This window comes from Pseudomonas sp. Pseusp3 (genome assembly GCF_047304225.1).
In the GTDB taxonomy this organism is placed as follows: domain Bacteria; phylum Pseudomonadota; class Gammaproteobacteria; order Pseudomonadales; family Pseudomonadaceae; genus Aquipseudomonas; species Aquipseudomonas fluorescens_CD.
Map to the genome: position 1 here is coordinate 17,821 of NZ_JBGLYV010000043.1, position 19,302 is coordinate 37,122.

A 19,302-nucleotide genomic window follows, 5' to 3' on the forward strand; every position below is an offset into this window, starting at 1 on the left:
AAACGAAAAACTGGCTTCATTCTTTACGTTGACCGAAAGCGATAAATAACCATGACTACAGGCAGTGCTCTGTACATCCCGCCTTACAAGGCAGACGACCAGGATGTGGTCGTCGAACTGAACAACCGTTTTGGCCCGGAGGCGTTCACCGCCCAGCCTACCCGCACCGGCATGCCGGTGCTTTGGGTTGCCCGCGCCAAACTCGTCGAAGTCCTGACGTTCCTGCGTAACCTGCCCAAGCCGTACGTCATGCTCTATGACCTGCACGGCGTGGACGAGCGCCTGCGCACCAAGCGTCAAGGGCTGCCGAACGGCGTCGACTTCTCCGTGTTCTACCACCTGATGTCGATCGAACGTAATAGTGACGTGATGATCAAGGTCGCCTTGTCCGAGAGCGACCTCAGCTTGCCGACCGTCACCAGCATCTGGCCGAATGCCAACTGGTACGAGCGTGAAGTCTGGGACATGTACGGTATCGACTTCAAAGGCCACCCTCACCTGTCGCGCATCATGATGCCGCCGACCTGGGAAGGTCACCCGCTGCGCAAGGACTTCCCGGCCCGCGCCACCGAATTCGACCCGTTCACTCTGAACCTGGCCAAGCAACAGCTCGAGGAAGAGTCTGCGCGCTTCAAGCCTGAAGACTGGGGCATGAAGCGTTCCGGCCCGAACGAGGACTACATGTTCCTCAACCTCGGCCCGAACCACCCGTCCGCGCACGGTGCGTTCCGTATCATCCTGCAGCTGGACGGTGAAGAGATCGTCGACTGCGTACCGGACGTCGGCTACCACCACCGTGGTGCCGAGAAAATGGCCGAGCGTCAGTCCTGGCACAGCTTCATCCCGTACACCGACCGTATCGACTACCTCGGCGGCGTGATGAACAACCTGCCGTACGTGCTCTCGGTCGAGAAGCTGGCCGGCATCAAGGTGCCGGAGAAGGTCGACGTCATCCGCATCATGATGGCCGAGTTCTTCCGGATCACCAGCCACCTGCTGTTCCTGGGGACCTACATCCAGGACGTCGGCGCCATGACCCCGGTGTTCTTCACCTTCACCGACCGTCAGCGTGCCTACACCGTGATCGAAGCCATCACCGGTTTCCGTCTGCACCCGGCCTGGTACCGCATCGGTGGCGTCGCCCACGACCTGCCGCGCGGCTGGGAAAAACTGGTCAAGGATTTCGTCGAGTGGATGCCCAAGCGTCTGGACGAATACCAGAAAGCCGCCCTGGACAACAGCATCCTGCGTGGCCGGACCATCGGCGTCGCCGACTACAACACCAAAGAGGCCCTGGAATGGGGCGTCACCGGTGCCGGCCTGCGTTCGACCGGTTGCGATTTCGACCTGCGTAAAGCGCGCCCGTACTCGGGCTACGAGAACTTCGAATTCGAAGTGCCGCTGGCTGCCAATGGCGATGCCTACGACCGCTGCATCGTGCGTGTCGAGGAGATGCGCCAGAGCATCAGGATCATCGACCAGTGCCTGCGCAACATGCCGGAAGGCCCGTACAAGGCGGATCACCCGCTGACCACGCCGCCGCCGAAAGAGCGCACCCTGCAGCACATCGAAACCTTGATCACGCACTTCCTGCAAGTTTCGTGGGGCCCGGTCATGCCGGCCAACGAATCCTTCCAGATGATCGAAGCGACCAAGGGCATCAACAGTTATTACCTGACGAGCGATGGCGGCACCATGAGCTACCGCACCCGGATTCGTACACCAAGCTTCCCGCACCTGCAGCAGATCCCTTCGGTGATCAAAGGCAGCATGGTCGCGGACTTGATTGCGTACCTGGGTAGTATCGATTTCGTTATGGCCGACGTGGACCGCTAAGCATGAACAGCACGCTTATCCAGACAGACCGTTTCACCTTGAGTGAAACCGAGCGCTCGGCCATCGAGCACGAGCTGCATCACTACGAAGACCCGCGCGCGGCGTCTATCGAAGCCCTGAAGATCGTCCAGAAGGAACGCGGTTGGGTGCCGGACGGCGCCCTGTACGCCATCGGCGAGATCCTCGGCATCCCGGCCAGCGACGTTGAAGGCGTGGCGACGTTCTATAGCCAGATCTTCCGTCAGCCAGTCGGCCGCCACATCATTCGCGTCTGCGACAGCATGGTCTGCTACATCGGCGGCCACGAGTCCGTGGTCAGCGAAATCCAGAGCAAGCTTGGCATCGGCCTGGGTCAGACCACCGCCGACGGTCGTTTCACCCTGCTGCCGGTCTGCTGCCTCGGCAACTGCGACAAGGCGCCGGCGTTGATGATCGACGACGACACTTTCGGTGATGTTCAGCCAGCCGGCGTTGCCAAATTGCTCGAGGGCTACGTATGACCCTGACTTCCTTCGGTCCCGCCAACCGCATCAAGCGTTCGGCCGAGACTCACCCGCTCACCTGGCGCCTGCGTGACGACGGCGAAGCCGTCTGGCTCGACGAGTACCAAGCCAAGAACGGTTACGCCGCAGCACGCAAGGCCTTCGCCGACATGGCTCAGGACGACATCGTCCAGACCGTGAAGGATTCCGGCCTCAAGGGCCGCGGCGGTGCAGGCTTCCCCACTGGCGTGAAGTGGGGCCTGATGCCCAAGGACGAATCCATCAACATCCGCTACCTGCTGTGCAACGCGGATGAAATGGAGCCGAACACCTGGAAAGACCGCATGCTGATGGAGCAACTGCCCCATCTGCTGATCGAAGGCATGCTGATCAGTGCCCGCGCACTGAAAACCTACCGTGGCTACATCTTCCTGCGTGGTGAATACACCACCGCCGCCAAGCACTTGAACCGTGCCGTGGAAGAAGCCAAGGCTGCGGGCCTGCTGGGTAAAAACATTCTGGGCAGCGGCTTCGATTTCGAGCTGTTCGTCCACACCGGCGCCGGGCGTTACATCTGCGGTGAAGAAACCGCACTGATCAACTCCCTCGAAGGCCGTCGCGCCAACCCGCGCTCCAAGCCGCCCTTCCCTGCCGCCGTGGGCGTGTGGGGCAAGCCGACTTGCGTGAACAACGTTGAAACCCTGTGCAACGTCCCGGCGATCATTGCCGACGGCGTGGACTGGTACAAATCACTGGCTCGCGAAGGCAGTGACGACATGGGCACCAAGCTCATGGGCTTCTCCGGCAAGGTGAAGAACCCGGGCCTGTGGGAACTGCCATTCGGTGTCACCGGCCGCGAGTTGTTCGAGGACTACGCCGGTGGCATGCGCGACGGTTACAAGCTCAAGGCGTGGCAGCCTGGCGGCGCCGGTACCGGCTTCCTGTTGCCGGAGCACCTGGACGCACAAATGTACGCCGGCGGCATTGCCAAGGTGGGCACCCGTATGGGTACTGGCCTGGCGATGGCGGTGGACGACAGCGTCAACATGGTGTCCCTGCTGCGCAACATGGAACAGTTCTTCGCTCGCGAATCCTGTGGCTTCTGCACCCCGTGCCGTGATGGCTTGCCATGGAGCGTCAAGCTGCTGATGGCCATCGAGAACGGCGAAGGCCAGCCAGGCGACATCGAGACCCTGCTGGGTCTGGTCGGTTTCCTCGGCCCGGGCAAGACCTTCTGTGCTCACGCACCGGGTGCCGTGGAGCCGTTGGGCAGCGCCATCAAATACTTCCGCCATGAGTTCGAAGCCGGCATCGCGCCTGTCAGCGCCGCCGTCCCGCCTCTGGCAAGGCCGATCGTAGTCGGCGCGTAAATGCTTAAAAAGGCGAAGGGTCCGTGCCCTTCGCTTTTCGTGTGATGACGCCGCAAGCGGCTGTGTTGATTCACGCGAATGACAAGATTCCATTAGCCACGCCCGCTGACACCGGGCCAACGAAGAACTTTGAACCATGGCCACTATCCACGTAGACGGCAAAGCGCTCGAAGTCGACGGGGCAGACAACCTGTTACAGGCATGTCTGTCGCTAGGCCTCGATATTCCTTACTTCTGCTGGCACCCTGCCCTTGGCAGCGTTGGCGCTTGCCGCCAGTGCGCGGTCAAGCAGTACACCGACGAGAACGACACCCGTGGTCGCATCGTCATGTCCTGCATGACCCCTGCCACCGATGGCACCTGGATCTCCATCGACGATGAAGAATCCAAAGCGTTTCGCGCCAGCGTTGTTGAATGGCTGATGACCAACCACCCTCACGACTGCCCGGTCTGTGAGGAAGGCGGTCACTGCCACCTGCAAGACATGACGGTAATGACCGGCCATAACGAGCGCCGTTACCGCTTCACCAAGCGCACCCACCAGAACCAGCAACTGGGCCCGTTCATTTCCCACGAAATGAACCGCTGCATCGCTTGCTACCGCTGCGTGCGCTTCTATAAAGACTACGCTGGCGGCACCGACCTCGGCGTGTACGGCGCCCACGACAACGTGTACTTCGGTCGCGTTGAAGACGGCACCCTGGAAAGCGAGTTCTCCGGCAACCTCACCGAGGTTTGCCCGACCGGCGTGTTCACCGACAAGACTCACTCCGAGCGCTACAACCGTAAATGGGACATGCAGTTCTCGCCGAGCATCTGCCATGGCTGCTCCAGCGGCTGCAACATCTCCCCGGGCGAGCGTTATGGCGAACTGCGTCGCATCGAAAACCGTTTCAACGGTTCGGTGAACCAGTACTTCCTGTGCGACCGTGGCCGTTTCGGCTATGGCTACGTCAACCGCGAAGACCGTCCACGCCAGCCGCTGCTGGCCAATGGCACCAAGTTGAGCCTTGACGACGCACTGGACAAGGCCGCCGACCTGCTGCGCGGTCGCAACATCGTCGGTATAGGTTCGCCACGCGCCAGCCTCGAAAGCAACTACGCGTTGCGTGAACTGGTGGGCGCCGAGCACTTCTACTCGGGTATCGAAGCCTCCGAACTGGAGCGCATCCGCCTGGTCCTGCAAGTGCTCAAAGACAGCCCGCTGCCAGTACCGAACATGCGCGACATCGAAGACCACGACGCCATCTTCGTCCTCGGTGAAGACCTGACCCAGACCGCCGCCCGTATGGCGTTGTCGCTGCGTCAATCGGTCAAAGGCAAGGCCGAAGACATGGCCGACGCCATGCGCGTCCAGCCCTGGCTCGACGCCGCGGTGAAGAACATCGGCCAGCACGCACTGAACCCGCTGTTCATCGCCAGCCTGGCTGAAACCAAGCTCGACGATATCGCCGAAGAATGCGTTCACGCAGCTCCCGACGACCTGGCCCGCATCGGTTTCGCCGTGGCTCACGCCCTCGACGCCAGCGCTCCAGCCGTTGAAGGCCTGGACGCCGAAGCCCTCGAGCTGGCCAAGCGCATTGCCGACGCCCTGCTCGCGGCCAAGCGTCCACTGATCATCGCCGGCACCTCGTTGGGTTCCAAGGCGCTGATCGAGGCTGCTGCCAACATTGCCAAAGCCCTGAAGCTGCGCGAGAAGAACGGTTCCATCAGCCTGATCGTGCCAGAGGCCAACAGCCTCGGCCTGGCCATGCTCGGTGGCGAATCGGTCGACGCCGCGCTGCAAGCGGTGATCGACGGCCGTGCCGACGCCATCGTCGTGCTGGAAAACGATCTGTACACCCGTACCGACAAGGCCAAGGTTGATGCTGCCCTGACCGCCGCGAAAGTGCTGATCGTCGCCGACCATCAGCAGACCGCCACCAGCGATCGCGCACACCTGGTTCTGCCAGCTGCCAGCTTCGCTGAAGGCGACGGTACCCTGGTCAGCCAGGAAGGCCGCGCCCAGCGCTTCTTCCAGGTCTTCGATCCGAAATACCTGGATGCGAGCATCCTGGTTCACGAAGGCTGGCGCTGGCTGCATGCCCTGCGCGCTACCCTGCTGAACCAGCCGATCGACTGGACCCAACTGGACCACGCCACCGCTGCCGTTGCTGCCAGTACGCCGCAACTGAACCGCATCGTCGATGCCGCACCGTCCGCCGCGTTCCGCATCAAGGGCATGAAACTGGCCCGTGAACCGCTGCGTTACTCCGGTCGTACCGCCATGCGCGCCGACATCAGCGTGCACGAACCGCGTACCCCGCAGGACAAGGACACCGCGTTCGCCTTCTCGATGGAAGGTTACTCGGGCTCGGCCGAACCGCGTCAGCAAGTGCCATTCGCCTGGTCTCCGGGCTGGAACTCGCCGCAAGCCTGGAACAAGTTCCAGGACGAAGTCGGTGGTCACATCCGCGCTGGCGACCCGGGCACCCGCCTGATCGAAAGCACTGGTGACTCGCTGAACTGGTTCGCCAGTGTTCCGCGCGCGTTCAATCCGGCCCAGGGCACCTGGCAGGTCGTACCGTTCTTCCACCTGTTCGGCAGCGAAGAGAACTCTTCGAAAGCCGCTCCGGTTCAGGAACGCATTCCGGCTGCCTACGTCGCACTGGCCAAATCCGAAGCCGACCGCCTGGGCGTCAACGACGGTGCCATGCTGAGCTTCAATGTCGCCGGCCAGACCTTGCGTCTGCCGCTGCGCATCAATGAAGAACTGGGCGCCGGTCTGGTGGCACTGCCTGCGGGCATCGCCGGCATTCCGCCAGCGATCTTTGGCAAATCCGTTGACGGTCTGCAGGAGGCAGCTCAATGACCTGGTTCACTCCTGAAGTGATCGACATCATCATCGCGGTCCTCAAGGCCGTGGTGATTCTGCTCGCCGTGGTGATCTGCGGCGCCCTGCTCAGCTGGGTCGAGCGTCGCTTGCTCGCCCTCTGGCAGGACCGTTACGGCCCGAACCGCGTGGGCCCGTTCGGTGCGTTCCAGATCGCTGCCGACATGATCAAGATGTTCTTCAAGGAAGACTGGACGCCGCCGTTCGCCGACAAAGTGATCTTCACGCTGGCACCGGTCGTGGCCATGAGCGCCCTGCTGATTGCCTTCGCGATCATCCCGATCACCCCGACCTGGGGCGTGGCGGATATCAACATCGGCATCCTGTTCTTCTTCGCCATGGCCGGCCTGTCGGTCTACGCGGTGCTGTTCGCCGGCTGGTCGAGCAACAACAAGTTCGCCCTGCTGGGCAGCTTGCGGGCCTCGGCACAAACCGTGTCGTACGAAGTGTTCATGGGCCTGTCGCTGATGGGCATCGTGATCCAGGTTGGCTCGTTCAACATGCGCGACATCGTTGAATACCAGGCGCAGAACCTGTGGTTCGTCATTCCGCAGATCTTCGGATTCCTGACCTTCTTCATCGCTGGCGTGGCCGTGACTCACCGTCACCCGTTCGACCAGCCGGAAGCGGAACAGGAACTGGCCGACGGTTACCACATTGAATACGCCGGCATGAAATGGGGCATGTTCTTCGTCGGCGAGTACATCGGCATCGTGTTGATTTCGGCGCTGCTGGTGACCTTGTTCTTCGGTGGCTGGCACGGTCCGTTCGGCATCCTGCCGCAGATCCCGTTCATCTGGTTCGCGCTGAAAACCGCGTTCTTCATCATGTTCTTCATTCTGCTGCGCGCTTCGATTCCGCGCCCACGGTATGACCAAGTGATGGACTTCAGCTGGAAGTTCTGCCTGCCGCTGACCCTCGTCAACATGCTGGTGACCGCTGCGATCGTGTTGCTCAACACGCCCGCCGTCGCGGCTCAGTGAGGATAGAGAATCATGAAGTACATTTTTGACATCGTGCATGGCTTCTTCACCCAGCTTCGCAGCCTGGTGATGATTTTTAGCCACGCCTTCCGCAAGCGCGACACGCTGCAGTACCCGGAAGAAGCCGTGTACCTGCCGCCGCGCTTCCGTGGCCGTATCGTGCTGACCCGCGACCCCGACGGCGAAGAGCGTTGCGTAGCCTGCAACCTGTGCGCCGTCGCGTGCCCGGTCGGTTGCATCTCGCTGCAGAAAGCTGAAACCGAAGACGGTCGCTGGTACCCGGACTTCTTCCGCATCAACTTCTCGCGCTGCATTTTCTGCGGCCTCTGCGAGGAAGCCTGCCCGACCACCGCGATCCAGCTGACGCCGGATTTCGAAATGGCCGAGTTCAAACGTCAGGACCTGGTTTACGAGAAAGAAGATCTGCTGATCTCCGGCCCCGGCAAAAACCCTGATTACAACTTCTATCGTGTTGCAGGTATGGCGATTGCCGGTAAGCCCAAAGGCTCCGCGCAGAATGAAGCCGAACCGATCAACGTGAAGAGCTTGCTGCCTTAAGGAAGAAAGATGGAATTCGCTTTCTATTTCGCATCGGGTATCGCTGTGGTGTCCACGCTTCGCGTGATCACCAACACCAACCCTGTGCACGCCCTGCTCTACCTGATCATTTCGCTGATTGCCGTGGCGATGACGTTCTTCGCCCTCGGCGCACCGTTTGCCGGTGTCCTGGAAGTGATCGCCTACGCTGGCGCCATCATGGTGCTGTTCGTGTTCGTGGTGATGATGCTGAACCTGGGCCCGGCCTCGGTTCAGCAAGAGCGCGCCTGGCTCAAGCCCGGTATCTGGGGCGGCCCGGTCGCCCTCGCCGCCTTGCTGCTGGTGGAACTGCTGTATGTACTGCTCTCCCACCAGAGCGGCCAGGCCGTCGGCCACACCACCGTAGACGCCAAGGCCGTGGGCATCAGCCTGTTCGGTCCTTACCTGCTGGTGGTCGAACTCGCCTCGATGCTGCTGCTCGCCGCAGCCGTCACGGCGTTCCATCTGGGCCGTAACGAAGCCAAGGAGCAATGACGATGCCTGCTATCCCCATGGAGCATGGTCTGGCGGTTGCCGGCATCCTGTTCTGCCTCGGTCTGGTCGGCCTGATGGTCCGCCGCAACATCCTCTTCGTGCTGATGAGCCTGGAGGTCATGATGAATGCCTCCGCTTTGGCGTTCATCGTTGCCGGTAGCCGCTGGGCGCAGCCGGATGGACAGATCATGTTCATCCTGGTGATCAGCCTGGCAGCCGCCGAGGCCAGTATTGGCCTGGCGATCCTGCTGCAACTGTATCGCCGCTTCCACACGCTCGATATCGACGCTGCCAGTGAGATGCGCGGATGAATCTTCTCTATCTGACTTTCCTGTTCCCTCTCATCGGTTTCCTGCTGCTGTCGTTTTCACGCGGCCGCCTCTCGGAAAACCTGTCGGCACTGATCGGCGTCGGTTCAGTCGGCTTGTCTGCCATCGTCGCGGCTTACGTGATCTGGCAATTCAACGTCGCGCCACCGGAAGGCGGTCACTACACCCAGGTGTTGTGGCAGTGGATGGCGGTGGAAGGCTTCAAGCCGAACTTCGCCCTGTACCTGGATGGTCTGTCCCTGACCATGCTGGGTGTGGTGGTTGGCGTCGGCTTCCTGATCCACCTGTTCGCTTCCTGGTACATGCGCGGTGAAGACGGCTACTCGCGTTTCTTCGCCTACACCAACCTGTTTATCGCCAGCATGCTGTTCCTGGTGCTGGGCGATAACCTGCTGTTCCTGTACTTCGGCTGGGAAGGCGTGGGCCTGTGCTCGTACCTGTTGATCGGTTTCTACTACAGCAACCGCAACAACGGCAACGCGGCACTCAAGGCCTTCATCGTGACCCGTATCGGTGACGTGTTCATGGCCATCGGCCTGTTCATCCTGTTTGCCCAACTGGGCACGCTGAATGTCCAGGAACTGCTGGTGCTGGCACCGCAGAAGTTCCAGGCCGGCAATATCTGGATGGTCCTGGCCACCCTGATGCTGCTGGGCGGCGCTGTCGGTAAATCGGCGCAACTGCCGCTGCAAACCTGGCTGGCGGACGCGATGGCCGGCCCTACTCCGGTTTCGGCACTGATCCACGCCGCAACCATGGTGACCGCGGGTGTCTACCTGATCGCCCGTACCCACGGCCTGTTCACCCTGGCGCCGGAAATCCTGCATCTCGTGGGAATCGTCGGCGGTGTGACCCTGGTCCTGGCCGGTTTTGCTGCACTGGTTCAGACCGACATCAAGCGTATCCTCGCTTACTCGACCATGAGCCAGATCGGCTACATGTTCCTGGCCCTGGGCGTTGGTGCCTGGGATGGCGCGATCTTCCACCTGATGACCCACGCCTTCTTCAAGGCCCTGCTGTTCCTTGCTTCCGGTGCGGTGATCGTTGCCTGCCACCACGAGCAGGACATCTTCAAGATGGGCGGTCTGTGGAAGAAACTGCCACTGGCCTACGCCAGCTTCATCGTCGGCGGCGCGGCCCTGGCGGCCCTGCCTCTGGTAACCGCGGGCTTCTACTCCAAGGACGAAATCCTCTGGGAAGCGTTCGCCAGCGGCAACCACGGTCTGCTGTATGCGGGCCTGGTCGGCGCATTCATGACCTCGCTGTACACCTTCCGCCTGATCTTCATCGCGTTCCACGGTGAAGCGAAGACCGAAGCCCACGCCGGTCACGGCATCGCCCACTGGCTGCCACTGTCGGTACTGATCGTATTGTCCACCGCCATCGGTGCGATGATCGTTCCACCGCTGCACGGCGTACTGCCGGAAAGCGTCGGCCATGCCGGCGGCGAAGCCAAGCACAGCCTGGAAATCGCCTCGGGCGCCATCGCCCTGTCCGGTATCCTGCTGGCCGCGCTGCTGTTCCTCGGCAAGCGTCGCTTCGTGACCGCCATCGCCAACAGCGGCATCGGCCGTATCCTGTCGGCCTGGTGGTTCGCTGCCTGGGGCTTCGACTGGATCTACGACAAACTGTTCGTCAAGCCATACCTGGCGATCAACCACATCCTGCGCAAAGACCCGCTGGACCAGACCATCGGTCTGATCCCGCGTATGGCCAAAGGCGGTCACACCGCCCTGAGCCGTACCGAGACCGGTCAACTGCGTTGGTACGCCGCCTCGATGGCTGCTGGTGCCGTGCTGGTTATCGGCGCCGTCGTGCTGGTAGCGGTCTGATATGAACCTTGCGAACTTGCGAAAGGAATTGAGCCCGTCATGATTCTGCCTTGGCTAATCCTGATCCCCTTCATCGGCGGCCTGCTGTGCTGGATGGGTGAGCGCTTCGGCGCCACCCTCCCCCGCTGGATTGCGCTGATCACCATGTCCCTGCTGCTCTCCCTCGGCCTCTGGCTGTGGGCCAACGGTGACTATTCATTTGCTCCGGCACCGGGTGCCGATCCGACCTGGGCGCTTGAGTTCAAGCACGTCTGGATCCAGCGCTTCGGCATCAACGTGCACCTGGCCCTCGACGGCCTGTCGCTGCTGATGATCATGCTGACCGGCCTGCTGGGTGTCCTCTCGGTACTCTGCTCGTGGAAAGAGATCCAGCGTCACGTTGGCTTCTTCCACCTGAACCTGATGTGGATCCTGGGCGGTGTTGTCGGCGTGTTCCTCGCCCTCGACCTGTTCATGTTCTTCTTCTTCTGGGAAATGATGCTGGTGCCGATGTACTTCCTCATCGCGCTCTGGGGTCACAGTTCTTCGGACGGCAAGAAAACCCGGATCTACGCGGCGACCAAGTTCTTCATCTTCACTCAGGCTTCCGGCCTGATCATGCTGGTGGCGATCCTGGGTCTGGTACTGGTCAACTTCAACGACACCGGCGTGATTACCTTCAACTACGCCGACCTGTTGAAGACCAAGATGTCGACGACCACCGAGTACATCCTGATGCTCGGCTTCTTCATCGCCTTCGCCGTGAAGCTGCCAGTGGTGCCGTTCCACTCCTGGTTGCCTGACGCTCACGCCCAGGCACCGACCGCAGGTTCCGTCGACCTCGCCGGTATCTTGCTGAAGACAGCGGCCTACGGCCTGTTGCGTTTCGCCCTGCCGCTGTTCCCGAACGCTTCGGCCGAGTTCGCACCGTTCGCCATGACCCTGGGTCTGATCGGGATTTTCTACGGTGCGTTCCTGGCGTTCGCGCAAACCGACATCAAGCGTCTGATTGCCTTCTCGTCCGTTTCCCACATGGGCTTCGTACTGATCGGCATCTACTCCGGCAGCCAACTGGCACTGCAGGGCGCTGTAATGCAAATGCTGGCGCACGGTCTGTCGGCCGCGGCACTCTTTATCCTGAGTGGCCAGTTGTACGAACGCACCCACACCCGCGACATGCGCGAGATGGGTGGCCTGTGGTCGAAAATCGCTTACCTGCCGGCTCTCAGCCTGTTCTTCGCAGCCGCGTCGCTGGGCCTGCCGAGTACCGGTAACTTCGTCGGTGAGTTCCTGATCCTGATCGGCACCTTCCCGATTGCCCCGTGGGTCACCATCATCGCGACGTCCGGCCTGGTGTTCGGTTCGGTCTACTCGCTGATCATGATCCACCGCGCCTACTTCGGCCCGGCCAAATCGGACGTGGTGCTGCACGGCATGGACGGTCGCGAAATGATCATGGTGGTCGGTCTGGCAGCGCTGCTGATCTACATCGGCGTCTACCCGCAACCGTTCCTCGATACCTCTGCCGCTACGATGCATGGCGTGCAGCAGTGGCTCGGCACCGCCTTCACTCAACTCGCTTCGGCCCGGTAAGAGCGCTATGGAATTCACGACTCAACACTTTATCGCGCTAGCGCCGCTGTTGATTACCAGCGCCACGATCATCGTGGTGATGCTGGCAATTGCCTGGCGCCGCAACCACTCCCAGACCTTCCTGCTGTCGGTGGCGGGTCTGAACCTGGCGTTGCTGTCGATCCTGCCAGCCTTGAAGGTCGCGCCATTGGCTGTGACCCCACTGCTGCAAATCGATAGTTTCGCTTGCTTGTACATGGCGCTGATCCTGGTCGCCACCCTCGCTTGTGTGACCCTTGCCCACGCCTACCTCGGCGATGGCGGCACGGGTTACCCGGGCAACCGTGAAGAACTGTACCTGCTGATCCTGATGGCCGCCGCCGGTGGCCTGGTGCTGGTCAGCGCACAGCACCTGGCCGGGTTGTTCGTCGGTCTGGAACTGCTGTCGGTGCCGGTCTACGGTCTGGTGGCTTATGCCTTCTTCAACAAGCGCTCGCTGGAAGCCGGTATCAAGTACATGGTGCTGTCGGCGGCCGGTTCCGCGTTCCTGTTGTTCGGTATGGCCCTGCTCTACGCTGACGCCGGCTCCCTGAGCTTCGTCGGCATCGGCCAGGCGCTGGCGGCTACCGGTCTGCCAAGCTCGCTTGCGCAACTGGGCCTGGGCATGATGCTGATCGGCCTGGCGTTCAAGCTGTCGCTGGTACCCTTCCACCTCTGGACTCCGGACGTTTACGAAGGTGCCCCGGCGCCGGTTGCCGCGTTCCTGGCGACCGCTTCCAAAGTGGCTGTGTTCGCAGTGATGGTGCGCCTGTTCCAGATCTCCCCTGCTGCGAGCAGCGGCGTGCTGAGCAACGTGCTGACCATCATCGCCATCGCGTCGATCCTGTTCGGTAACCTGCTGGCCCTGACCCAGAGCAACCTCAAGCGTCTGCTGGGTTACTCGTCCATCGCCCACTTCGGTTACCTGCTGATCGCCCTGGTGGCGAGCAAGGGCCTGGCCGTGGAAGCCATCGGCGTGTACCTGGTCACCTACGTGATCACCAGCCTCGGCGCGTTCGGCGTGATCACCCTGATGTCCTCGCCATACAAAGGCCGTGACGCAGACGCCCTGTACGAATACCGCGGCCTGTTCTGGCGCCGTCCGTACCTGACTGCCGTGCTGACCGTGATGATGCTGTCCCTGGCCGGTATCCCGCTGACCGCGGGCTTCATCGGCAAGTTCTACATCATCGCCACCGGCGTCGAGTCGCATCAGTGGTGGCTGGTCGGCTCCCTGGTACTGGGCAGTGCCATCGGCGTGTTCTACTACCTGCGAGTGATGGTCACCCTGTACCTGATCGAGCCAAACCTGCGCCGCGTCGACGCTCAACTGCACTGGGAACAGAAGGCAGGCGGCGTGATGCTGCTGGCCATCGCGGTGCTGGCGTTCTTCCTCGGCCTGTACCCACAACCGCTGTTGAACCTGGTTCAACAGTCGGGCCTGGCGGGTTGATCGCATAGCGATACCCGGTAGTAAACAGAAACGGCACCTTCGGGTGCCGTTTTTGCGTTTGTGGGATTGCTTCCCCTTTCTAAAAAAGTGCCAGCAAGCAGACCGGATATAACTGCCGTACAATCGACCCAGTTGCTACTATGGTAATCGCCGACTTTTCAGGTGTAGGCAATTAAGCGTCGAATTAACTCTGAGTTGGTCGTTGGCTTTGAGCCCACCAAATAGCGACAACAAAATACTTCTATAGTGAGGGACCTGACTTTACTGAACTGCGTAGAAGTCAAAATCCCAGTGCGGTCGGCGTGCCAGAAAAACATAAGCAGCCAGAAGTTCTTGCGGTTACTTCACCCGAGCGCTGACCGGACGACGAGAGCAAACTCTCTCGCCACAGCTATACGAGCACTTCGAACACTAGTGAATTGGCTGAAGCACTGAAAAATGGACAACATTGATCAATGAAGTCAAAAACAAAAAGATGCAATAGCTGCTACACACTAAACAATACTGGAACATCCAGAATTAAACATGGACACTGCTATTCGTGTAGAAAAAAATTGCATCACCCCATCATTCCAAACGAAGCGCCACGCTGGCGATTAACTTTAACCCTCAGCGCTGCCGCTTTTATTTTCCTCTCGATAGCAGTTCAATCAATTTATAACCAGCACATATCATTTCCCTTCCTCAGGAGTCGTAGCCGAACAGTATGGTACGACTTCACCGGAATGAAAGTGGTCACCCCCGTGCTGGCGCTGACTTTATTATCAATAGGATTGTTAGCTATATCTATAGCCCACTACAAAAACCAACCTTATTCAAAAATATACAAAAACATAATAACGTACAGTCTTTGCGCTAGCTGGCTTATATATTTCATTTCTATTTTTTTTGGACATGGAGCCACATAAGTACGGATTCGTTCTTATCAAAGACTTTACTAGAACAGCAATGCATCAGCCTACCTAAACATCCTTGATGTCATATCACATAAATTAGATAGCCCGAAATATTACCCAGCGCAAATGCACTATCCTGATGATGCACTAGGCTTCGACTGAAATATCGAAAAAATCGGCTCGCATCCTCACTTAAACTTAAACCCATGAATGCAACCGCCATTCAAGATAGAGAAAAAAACGGCACCTTCGGGTGCCGTTTTTGCGTTTGGCGCTTCAATGACAACTGAGCTATAGAGTTATCTGAGCTTCAGTAGCAGGTATGCGCCCCCCATCCAGACCAAAGTAATGATCACCATCGTTACATAAATGACCAAAAGACGTTTCAGGCGAGGAGGAAAGTTTTCGATATCCGCAGAATCCAATCTGCCGTAGCGGATATCCGCTTTCGGCCATACCACTATACCGGCGATTACAGCGATCAGTACAAAGCCTCCGAACCAGCCCCGATTCCGCCATGCCGGGCCCCACAAGTAGACGAAGCGACTACTTTTCAAGGCTTCCATCATGGCGTCCAGGTGACGGCGATTTAGATATGAGCTGTATACGAGGTTCGCAACTCCCAACAAAATTGGACCAGCCAAAAACCAGAATGCTAACCAGGACTTCCAAAACTCCTCCGAAGTCATGGCAAGGTTTTTTCGTAGAGTATTTCTCCCATCCCTTCGCCTACCATGCCACCACCCTCCGCCCCTGCCCATGCACCAATGCCTACCAAGGCCGCAGTGCAAATCACGCCACCTACCGCAGTGCTGGCAGCTAACGCTAGGCAAACAGGCTGGCCAACCCAAGGCACGCCCACCCCGCCCCACATGCCACCCAGTGTTGATCCGCCGAATTTCCCTCCTTCGGTGTATTTAACCTTCTTACAAGCCGCTCCAGAGTCACCAACACAAACTTCTTGAATAGCCAGCAACGAAGAAATTCCGCCAATTCCAATTCCGATATACCCTCCAGCCTGCATGTACTTCGCCGCGCGACTCGTCGCATCCACATGAGTGGCATATCCGGGTATCTGACCCGGTGCGCCGGCTTTGTCCCAACGATGCACAAGACTGCGGCTGGAAATGCCAAGCGCCGTCTTCAGCTTGGGATGATCGCCCAAGGTCGTCTGGCCACGCAGTCGAGTGGAGTTCAGCAGGTGCGCATCCAGTTGCGCGAGCAAGCGTTGTCTATCGGCGAAGAACTGAGGTGATCTGAGATGGCCGTGTTGACGGTAGCTGTCCTGATGCAAACGCTCCATCGCTTGTAGAGTGTCGCGCAGGCTGGTCAGATGCTTTTCCATCACCGCCGCGCTGACGCCAAGCCCAGTCGAGGTGTCGCCGATAAAACCAGCGATTTCCGCCGCGTGACGGTGCATAAACTCGGCCTCGTCCGGTGTCAGAGGATCAATGGCAGCGTTAACCTGTTGCGCAGCCTGCATCAGTTGGGCTTCTTGATAGGTACAGGAGGTGTTGTTCGGATCGCTGAGCACAATTAGCGAGCCGGCTTTGATATTGTCTGACGCCGGGTTGAGTGCCCGAAACCTGCTCATCACCGCCGGATCCGGCGTGGCGAATAGCGTCGCCTCCAACGCTTCGCGGGTCATGCTTTTGGGCACTACATAAAAACCCGGTTCTTGGGGCTCCGGACGGGCGAATATTGCAGGTGCGGGAGAGTTCGAAGAGGCGAAACCGGAAGGACGTGACGCTATCGGTTGACTGGTTGCAGCACTGGAAACTGATTGCACAGCGCTCCTGCCCGCTCGCGGTGCGGAGTTGGCGCTTTGATAGGTTGCCCCAAATACCGAGGGGATCAATTGAGCCTTGCAGGGGCAATTGCTATAGCTATCCAGCGTGCCCGCTATGGCCGCGCCATGACTGATCATGTACGAGATGCCGCCGACAATCCTGTAAGTCTTGCCATCCTTGCCACAGGTGACCCGATCACCTTCGCGGGCATGGAGGATGCCGAACATAATAATTCCGTCATGACCATCCAGGACTGTGCCGCCACAGGTGGTCTTGTCATGCAGGCCAATGAAATGTCCTTCGTTCATTGATGTTCCTCCTGCTTGACGGAGGGCAGAAAATCCTCGGCCATCGGGACACCTTCACGCCCCACCAATAAAAAACCGCCCTGCAATGTGTTGATGATCTCGTCGCCATTGCAAAGCCGGCTGCCGACCAGCGCCGCATAGTCATAGTCTTGGCCCGCGCCCGTGACGATCTGCGCCGTACGCCCATCCGGGTACAAGACGCAATCGCCTTTCTGTGCCGCGCGCACTTTCTGGCCGTCTCCTAACGTGAACTCGAAGGGCGACGTCGCTTGCTGGATTACTCCACCATCACGGGTTTGACTGCCTTCGGTTGCTAACCGATAAACGGCGCGAGCGGGATGAGCAACGATGTAATCCTGCTGCTGGCGAACAACCGCCAGAGTTTCGTCGCAACAATTCGCAAGTCGCTCTTCCGTGAAGTGTTGGGCGTCCAGGTTACGGAGAAATTCAGGAGAGACTTCGTTGGTATACAAGCTGTGCAGAGGTGCATTCATTTGAGAAACCTTCTTCCGGGAATGGTGTTCAGAAATAATGCGGCGGACGCTAACAGCGTCGCGACTCCTCCGGCAGGGCCATCTGAACGATTAGGAAGTTTCGTCAAAAGGAAATGTCTTTTTCCTACAGCTGCCTTCAAAGAAGCCTTTGTAGAGAAATGCAAGTTCGTTTTGTGGTTCCAACACAAATAAAAACGGCACCTTCCGGTGCCGTTCGCCGTTCACATTACAACCACTTTACTTACGCGCATCCGCCCACGACTTCAGCAGTTCGTTGTAGCTCACCGTTTCGCCTTTCGGCTTTTCGTTCGCCAGTTTCGGCTTCGGTGCGCCCGGCTGATCGAACCAGTATTGCGCATCGCGCTCGGGGTTCATTTTCGGCGCGCAGGTGGCTTGCGCTTTCGAACGTTCCAGACGGGTCATGATTGCGTCCTGATCCTTGGCCAGTCCGTCCAGTGCCTGTTGCGGGGTCTTGTCGCCGCTGGCGGCTTCGGCGATGTGGCTCCACCACAGTTGCGCCAGACGCGGATAATCCGGCACGTTGGTCCCGGTCGGGGTCCATTGCACACGGGCCGGGCTGCGATAAAACTCCACCAGGCCACCGAGTTTCGGTGCCAGGTCGGTCATGGCTTGCGAGTTGATGTCCGACTCGCGGATCGGGGTCAGGCCGACGATGGTTTTCTTCAGCGATACGGTTTTCGAGGTCACGAACTGCGCGTAAAGCCAGGCCGCCAGTTTCTGCTTCTCGGGCGTGGACTTCATGAAGGTCCAGGAGCCCACGTCCTGGTAGCCCAGCTTCATGCCCTCTTCCCAGTACGGGCCACGCGGCGACGGCGCCATGCGCCATTTCGGCGTGCCGTCGGCGTTCATCACCGCCAGGCCCGGTTTGGTCATGTCGGCGGTAAAGGCGGTGTACCAGAAAATCTGCTGGGCGATGCTGCCCTGGGATGGCACCGGACCCGATTCGGAGAAGGTCATGCCCGCCGCTTCCGGTGGCGCGTACTTCTTCAGCCAGTCGACGTACTTGGTGGTGGCGAACACCGCCGCCGGACCGTTGGTATCGCCGCCGCGGGTCACGCTGGAACCCACCGGGTGGCAGTCCTCGACACGAATGCCCCACTCGTCGACCGGCAAGCCGTTGGGGATGCCCTTGTCGCCGCCACCGGCCATGGAGAACCAGGCATCGGTGAAGCGCCAGCCCAGGGACGGGTCTTTCTTGCCGTAGTCCATGTGCCCGTAGACGCGCTTGCCGTCGATTTCCTTGACGTCTTCGCTGAAGAATTTCGCGATGTCTTCATAGGCCGACCAGTTCACCGGCACGCCCAACTCATAGCCGTACTTTTCCTTGAACTTGGCCTTGAGGTCCGCGCGCTCGAACCAGTCGGCGCGGAACCAATAGAGGTTGGCGAACTGTTGGTCGGGCAGTTGATAGAGCTTGCCGTCGGGCGCGGTGGTGAAGGAAAGGCCGATGAAATCCTTGAGGTCCAGGGTCGGCGAGGTGAAGTCCTTGCCCTCATTGGCCATCAGATCGGTGATCGCTTCGGTCTTGCCGTAGCGAAAGTGCGTACCGATCAGGTCCGAGTCGTTGACCCAGCCGTCATAGATGCTCTTGTCCGATTGCATCACCGTCTGCAGTTTTTCCACCACGTCGCCTTCCTGCAGCAGGTCGTGGGTGACTTTGATCCCGGTGATCTCGGTGAAGGCCTTGGCCAACACCTTGGACTCGTACTCGTGGGTGGCGATGGTTTCCGAGACGACCTTGATGTCCATCCCGCGGAACGGCTCGGCGGCCTTGATGAACCACTTCAATTCCGCCAGTTGCTGATCGGCCGTCAGGGTGGATGGCTTGAACTCGCTGCCAATCCATTTCTTCGCAGCGTCTTCATAGGCATCGGCCCAGGCCGCTGCGCTCAACCCGCTGAGTGCCAGCATGGCTGCCAATGAAATGCTATGTCGCAGCTTATTGTTTTTGTCGAACATAGAGACCTCCTGTATG

At 59.6% G+C, this 19,302-nt stretch carries 15 protein-coding genes; 11 read left to right on the top strand and 4 right to left on the bottom strand.

Features of this window, described 5'->3' with window-relative positions; genetic code table 11:
* Positions 1-51: 51 nt before the first annotated feature.
* From nuoC to nuoN, 11 genes are all read left to right on the top strand, one after another.
* Positions 52-1,836, top strand: coding sequence for an NADH-quinone oxidoreductase subunit C/D (gene nuoC, locus ACCD00_RS16210; protein WP_095966501.1), 1,785 nt, complete (start codon positions 52-54; stop codon positions 1,834-1,836).
* Positions 1,837-1,838: 2 nt separating this feature from the next.
* The gene (gene nuoE, locus ACCD00_RS16215) at positions 1,839-2,336 is read left to right on the top strand and encodes an NADH-quinone oxidoreductase subunit NuoE (RefSeq protein WP_008020715.1); all 498 of its coding nucleotides are present in this window, start codon (positions 1,839-1,841) and stop codon (positions 2,334-2,336) included.
* Entirely contained in the window at positions 2,333-3,688 is a 1,356-nt protein-coding gene (nuoF, locus tag ACCD00_RS16220; protein WP_413426025.1) for an NADH-quinone oxidoreductase subunit NuoF, read from the top strand. Before nuoE ends, nuoF begins: the two co-directional genes overlap by 4 nt.
* 136 nt (positions 3,689-3,824) lie before the next feature.
* A complete protein-coding gene (gene nuoG / locus ACCD00_RS16225; RefSeq protein WP_413426027.1) occupies positions 3,825-6,539 on the top strand; it encodes an NADH-quinone oxidoreductase subunit NuoG in 2,715 nt (904 codons plus the stop codon).
* On the top strand, positions 6,536-7,543 hold the full coding sequence (gene nuoH / locus ACCD00_RS16230) for an NADH-quinone oxidoreductase subunit NuoH (RefSeq protein ID WP_111287957.1): 1,008 nt from the start codon (positions 6,536-6,538) through the stop codon (positions 7,541-7,543). Before nuoG ends, nuoH begins: the two co-directional genes overlap by 4 nt.
* 12 nt (positions 7,544-7,555) lie before the next feature.
* Positions 7,556-8,101: an NADH-quinone oxidoreductase subunit NuoI gene (gene nuoI, locus ACCD00_RS16235; RefSeq protein ID WP_218278330.1), complete on the top strand. Its 546-nt coding sequence runs from the start codon at positions 7,556-7,558 to the stop codon at positions 8,099-8,101.
* 9 nt (positions 8,102-8,110) lie between these two features.
* A complete protein-coding gene (gene nuoJ, locus ACCD00_RS16240) occupies positions 8,111-8,614 on the top strand; it encodes an NADH-quinone oxidoreductase subunit J (RefSeq protein WP_057399869.1) in 504 nt (167 codons plus the stop codon).
* Positions 8,615-8,616: 2 nt separating this feature from the next.
* A complete protein-coding gene (gene nuoK, locus ACCD00_RS16245) occupies positions 8,617-8,925 on the top strand; it encodes an NADH-quinone oxidoreductase subunit NuoK (RefSeq protein ID WP_007946416.1) in 309 nt (102 codons plus the stop codon).
* Positions 8,922-10,775, top strand: coding sequence for an NADH-quinone oxidoreductase subunit L (nuoL, locus tag ACCD00_RS16250; RefSeq protein ID WP_008020702.1), 1,854 nt, complete (start codon positions 8,922-8,924; stop codon positions 10,773-10,775). Before nuoK ends, nuoL begins: the two co-directional genes overlap by 4 nt.
* A gap of 39 nt (positions 10,776-10,814) precedes the next feature.
* On the top strand, positions 10,815-12,347 hold the full coding sequence (gene nuoM / locus ACCD00_RS16255) for an NADH-quinone oxidoreductase subunit M (RefSeq protein ID WP_111287961.1): 1,533 nt from the start codon (positions 10,815-10,817) through the stop codon (positions 12,345-12,347).
* A 7-nt stretch (positions 12,348-12,354) separates the two neighbouring features.
* Complete coding sequence (nuoN, locus tag ACCD00_RS16260; RefSeq protein ID WP_008020698.1) at positions 12,355-13,818, top strand: NADH-quinone oxidoreductase subunit NuoN; 1,464 nt, start codon at positions 12,355-12,357, stop codon at positions 13,816-13,818.
* Between the two features lie 1,195 nt (positions 13,819-15,013).
* Here nuoN and ACCD00_RS16265 read toward each other — a convergent pair.
* The 4 genes from ACCD00_RS16265 to ACCD00_RS16280 form a co-directional block, all read right to left on the bottom strand.
* A complete protein-coding gene (locus ACCD00_RS16265; RefSeq protein WP_413426032.1) occupies positions 15,014-15,280 on the bottom strand; it encodes a hypothetical protein in 267 nt (88 codons plus the stop codon).
* 119 nt (positions 15,281-15,399) lie between these two features.
* Positions 15,400-16,812 carry a PAAR domain-containing protein gene (locus ACCD00_RS16270; protein WP_413426034.1) on the bottom strand — a complete coding sequence of 471 codons (1,413 nt, stop codon included), beginning with the start codon at positions 16,810-16,812 and terminating at the stop codon, positions 15,400-15,402.
* Entirely contained in the window at positions 16,809-17,306 is a 498-nt protein-coding gene (locus tag ACCD00_RS16275; RefSeq protein ID WP_413426036.1) for a hypothetical protein, read from the bottom strand. The genes ACCD00_RS16270 and ACCD00_RS16275 overlap by 4 nt, the downstream gene beginning before the upstream one ends.
* A 237-nt stretch (positions 17,307-17,543) precedes the next feature.
* Positions 17,544-19,286 carry an ABC transporter substrate-binding protein gene (locus ACCD00_RS16280; protein ID WP_322616743.1) on the bottom strand — a complete coding sequence of 581 codons (1,743 nt, stop codon included), beginning with the start codon at positions 19,284-19,286 and terminating at the stop codon, positions 17,544-17,546.
* Between the last annotated feature and the right edge of the window lie 16 nt (positions 19,287-19,302).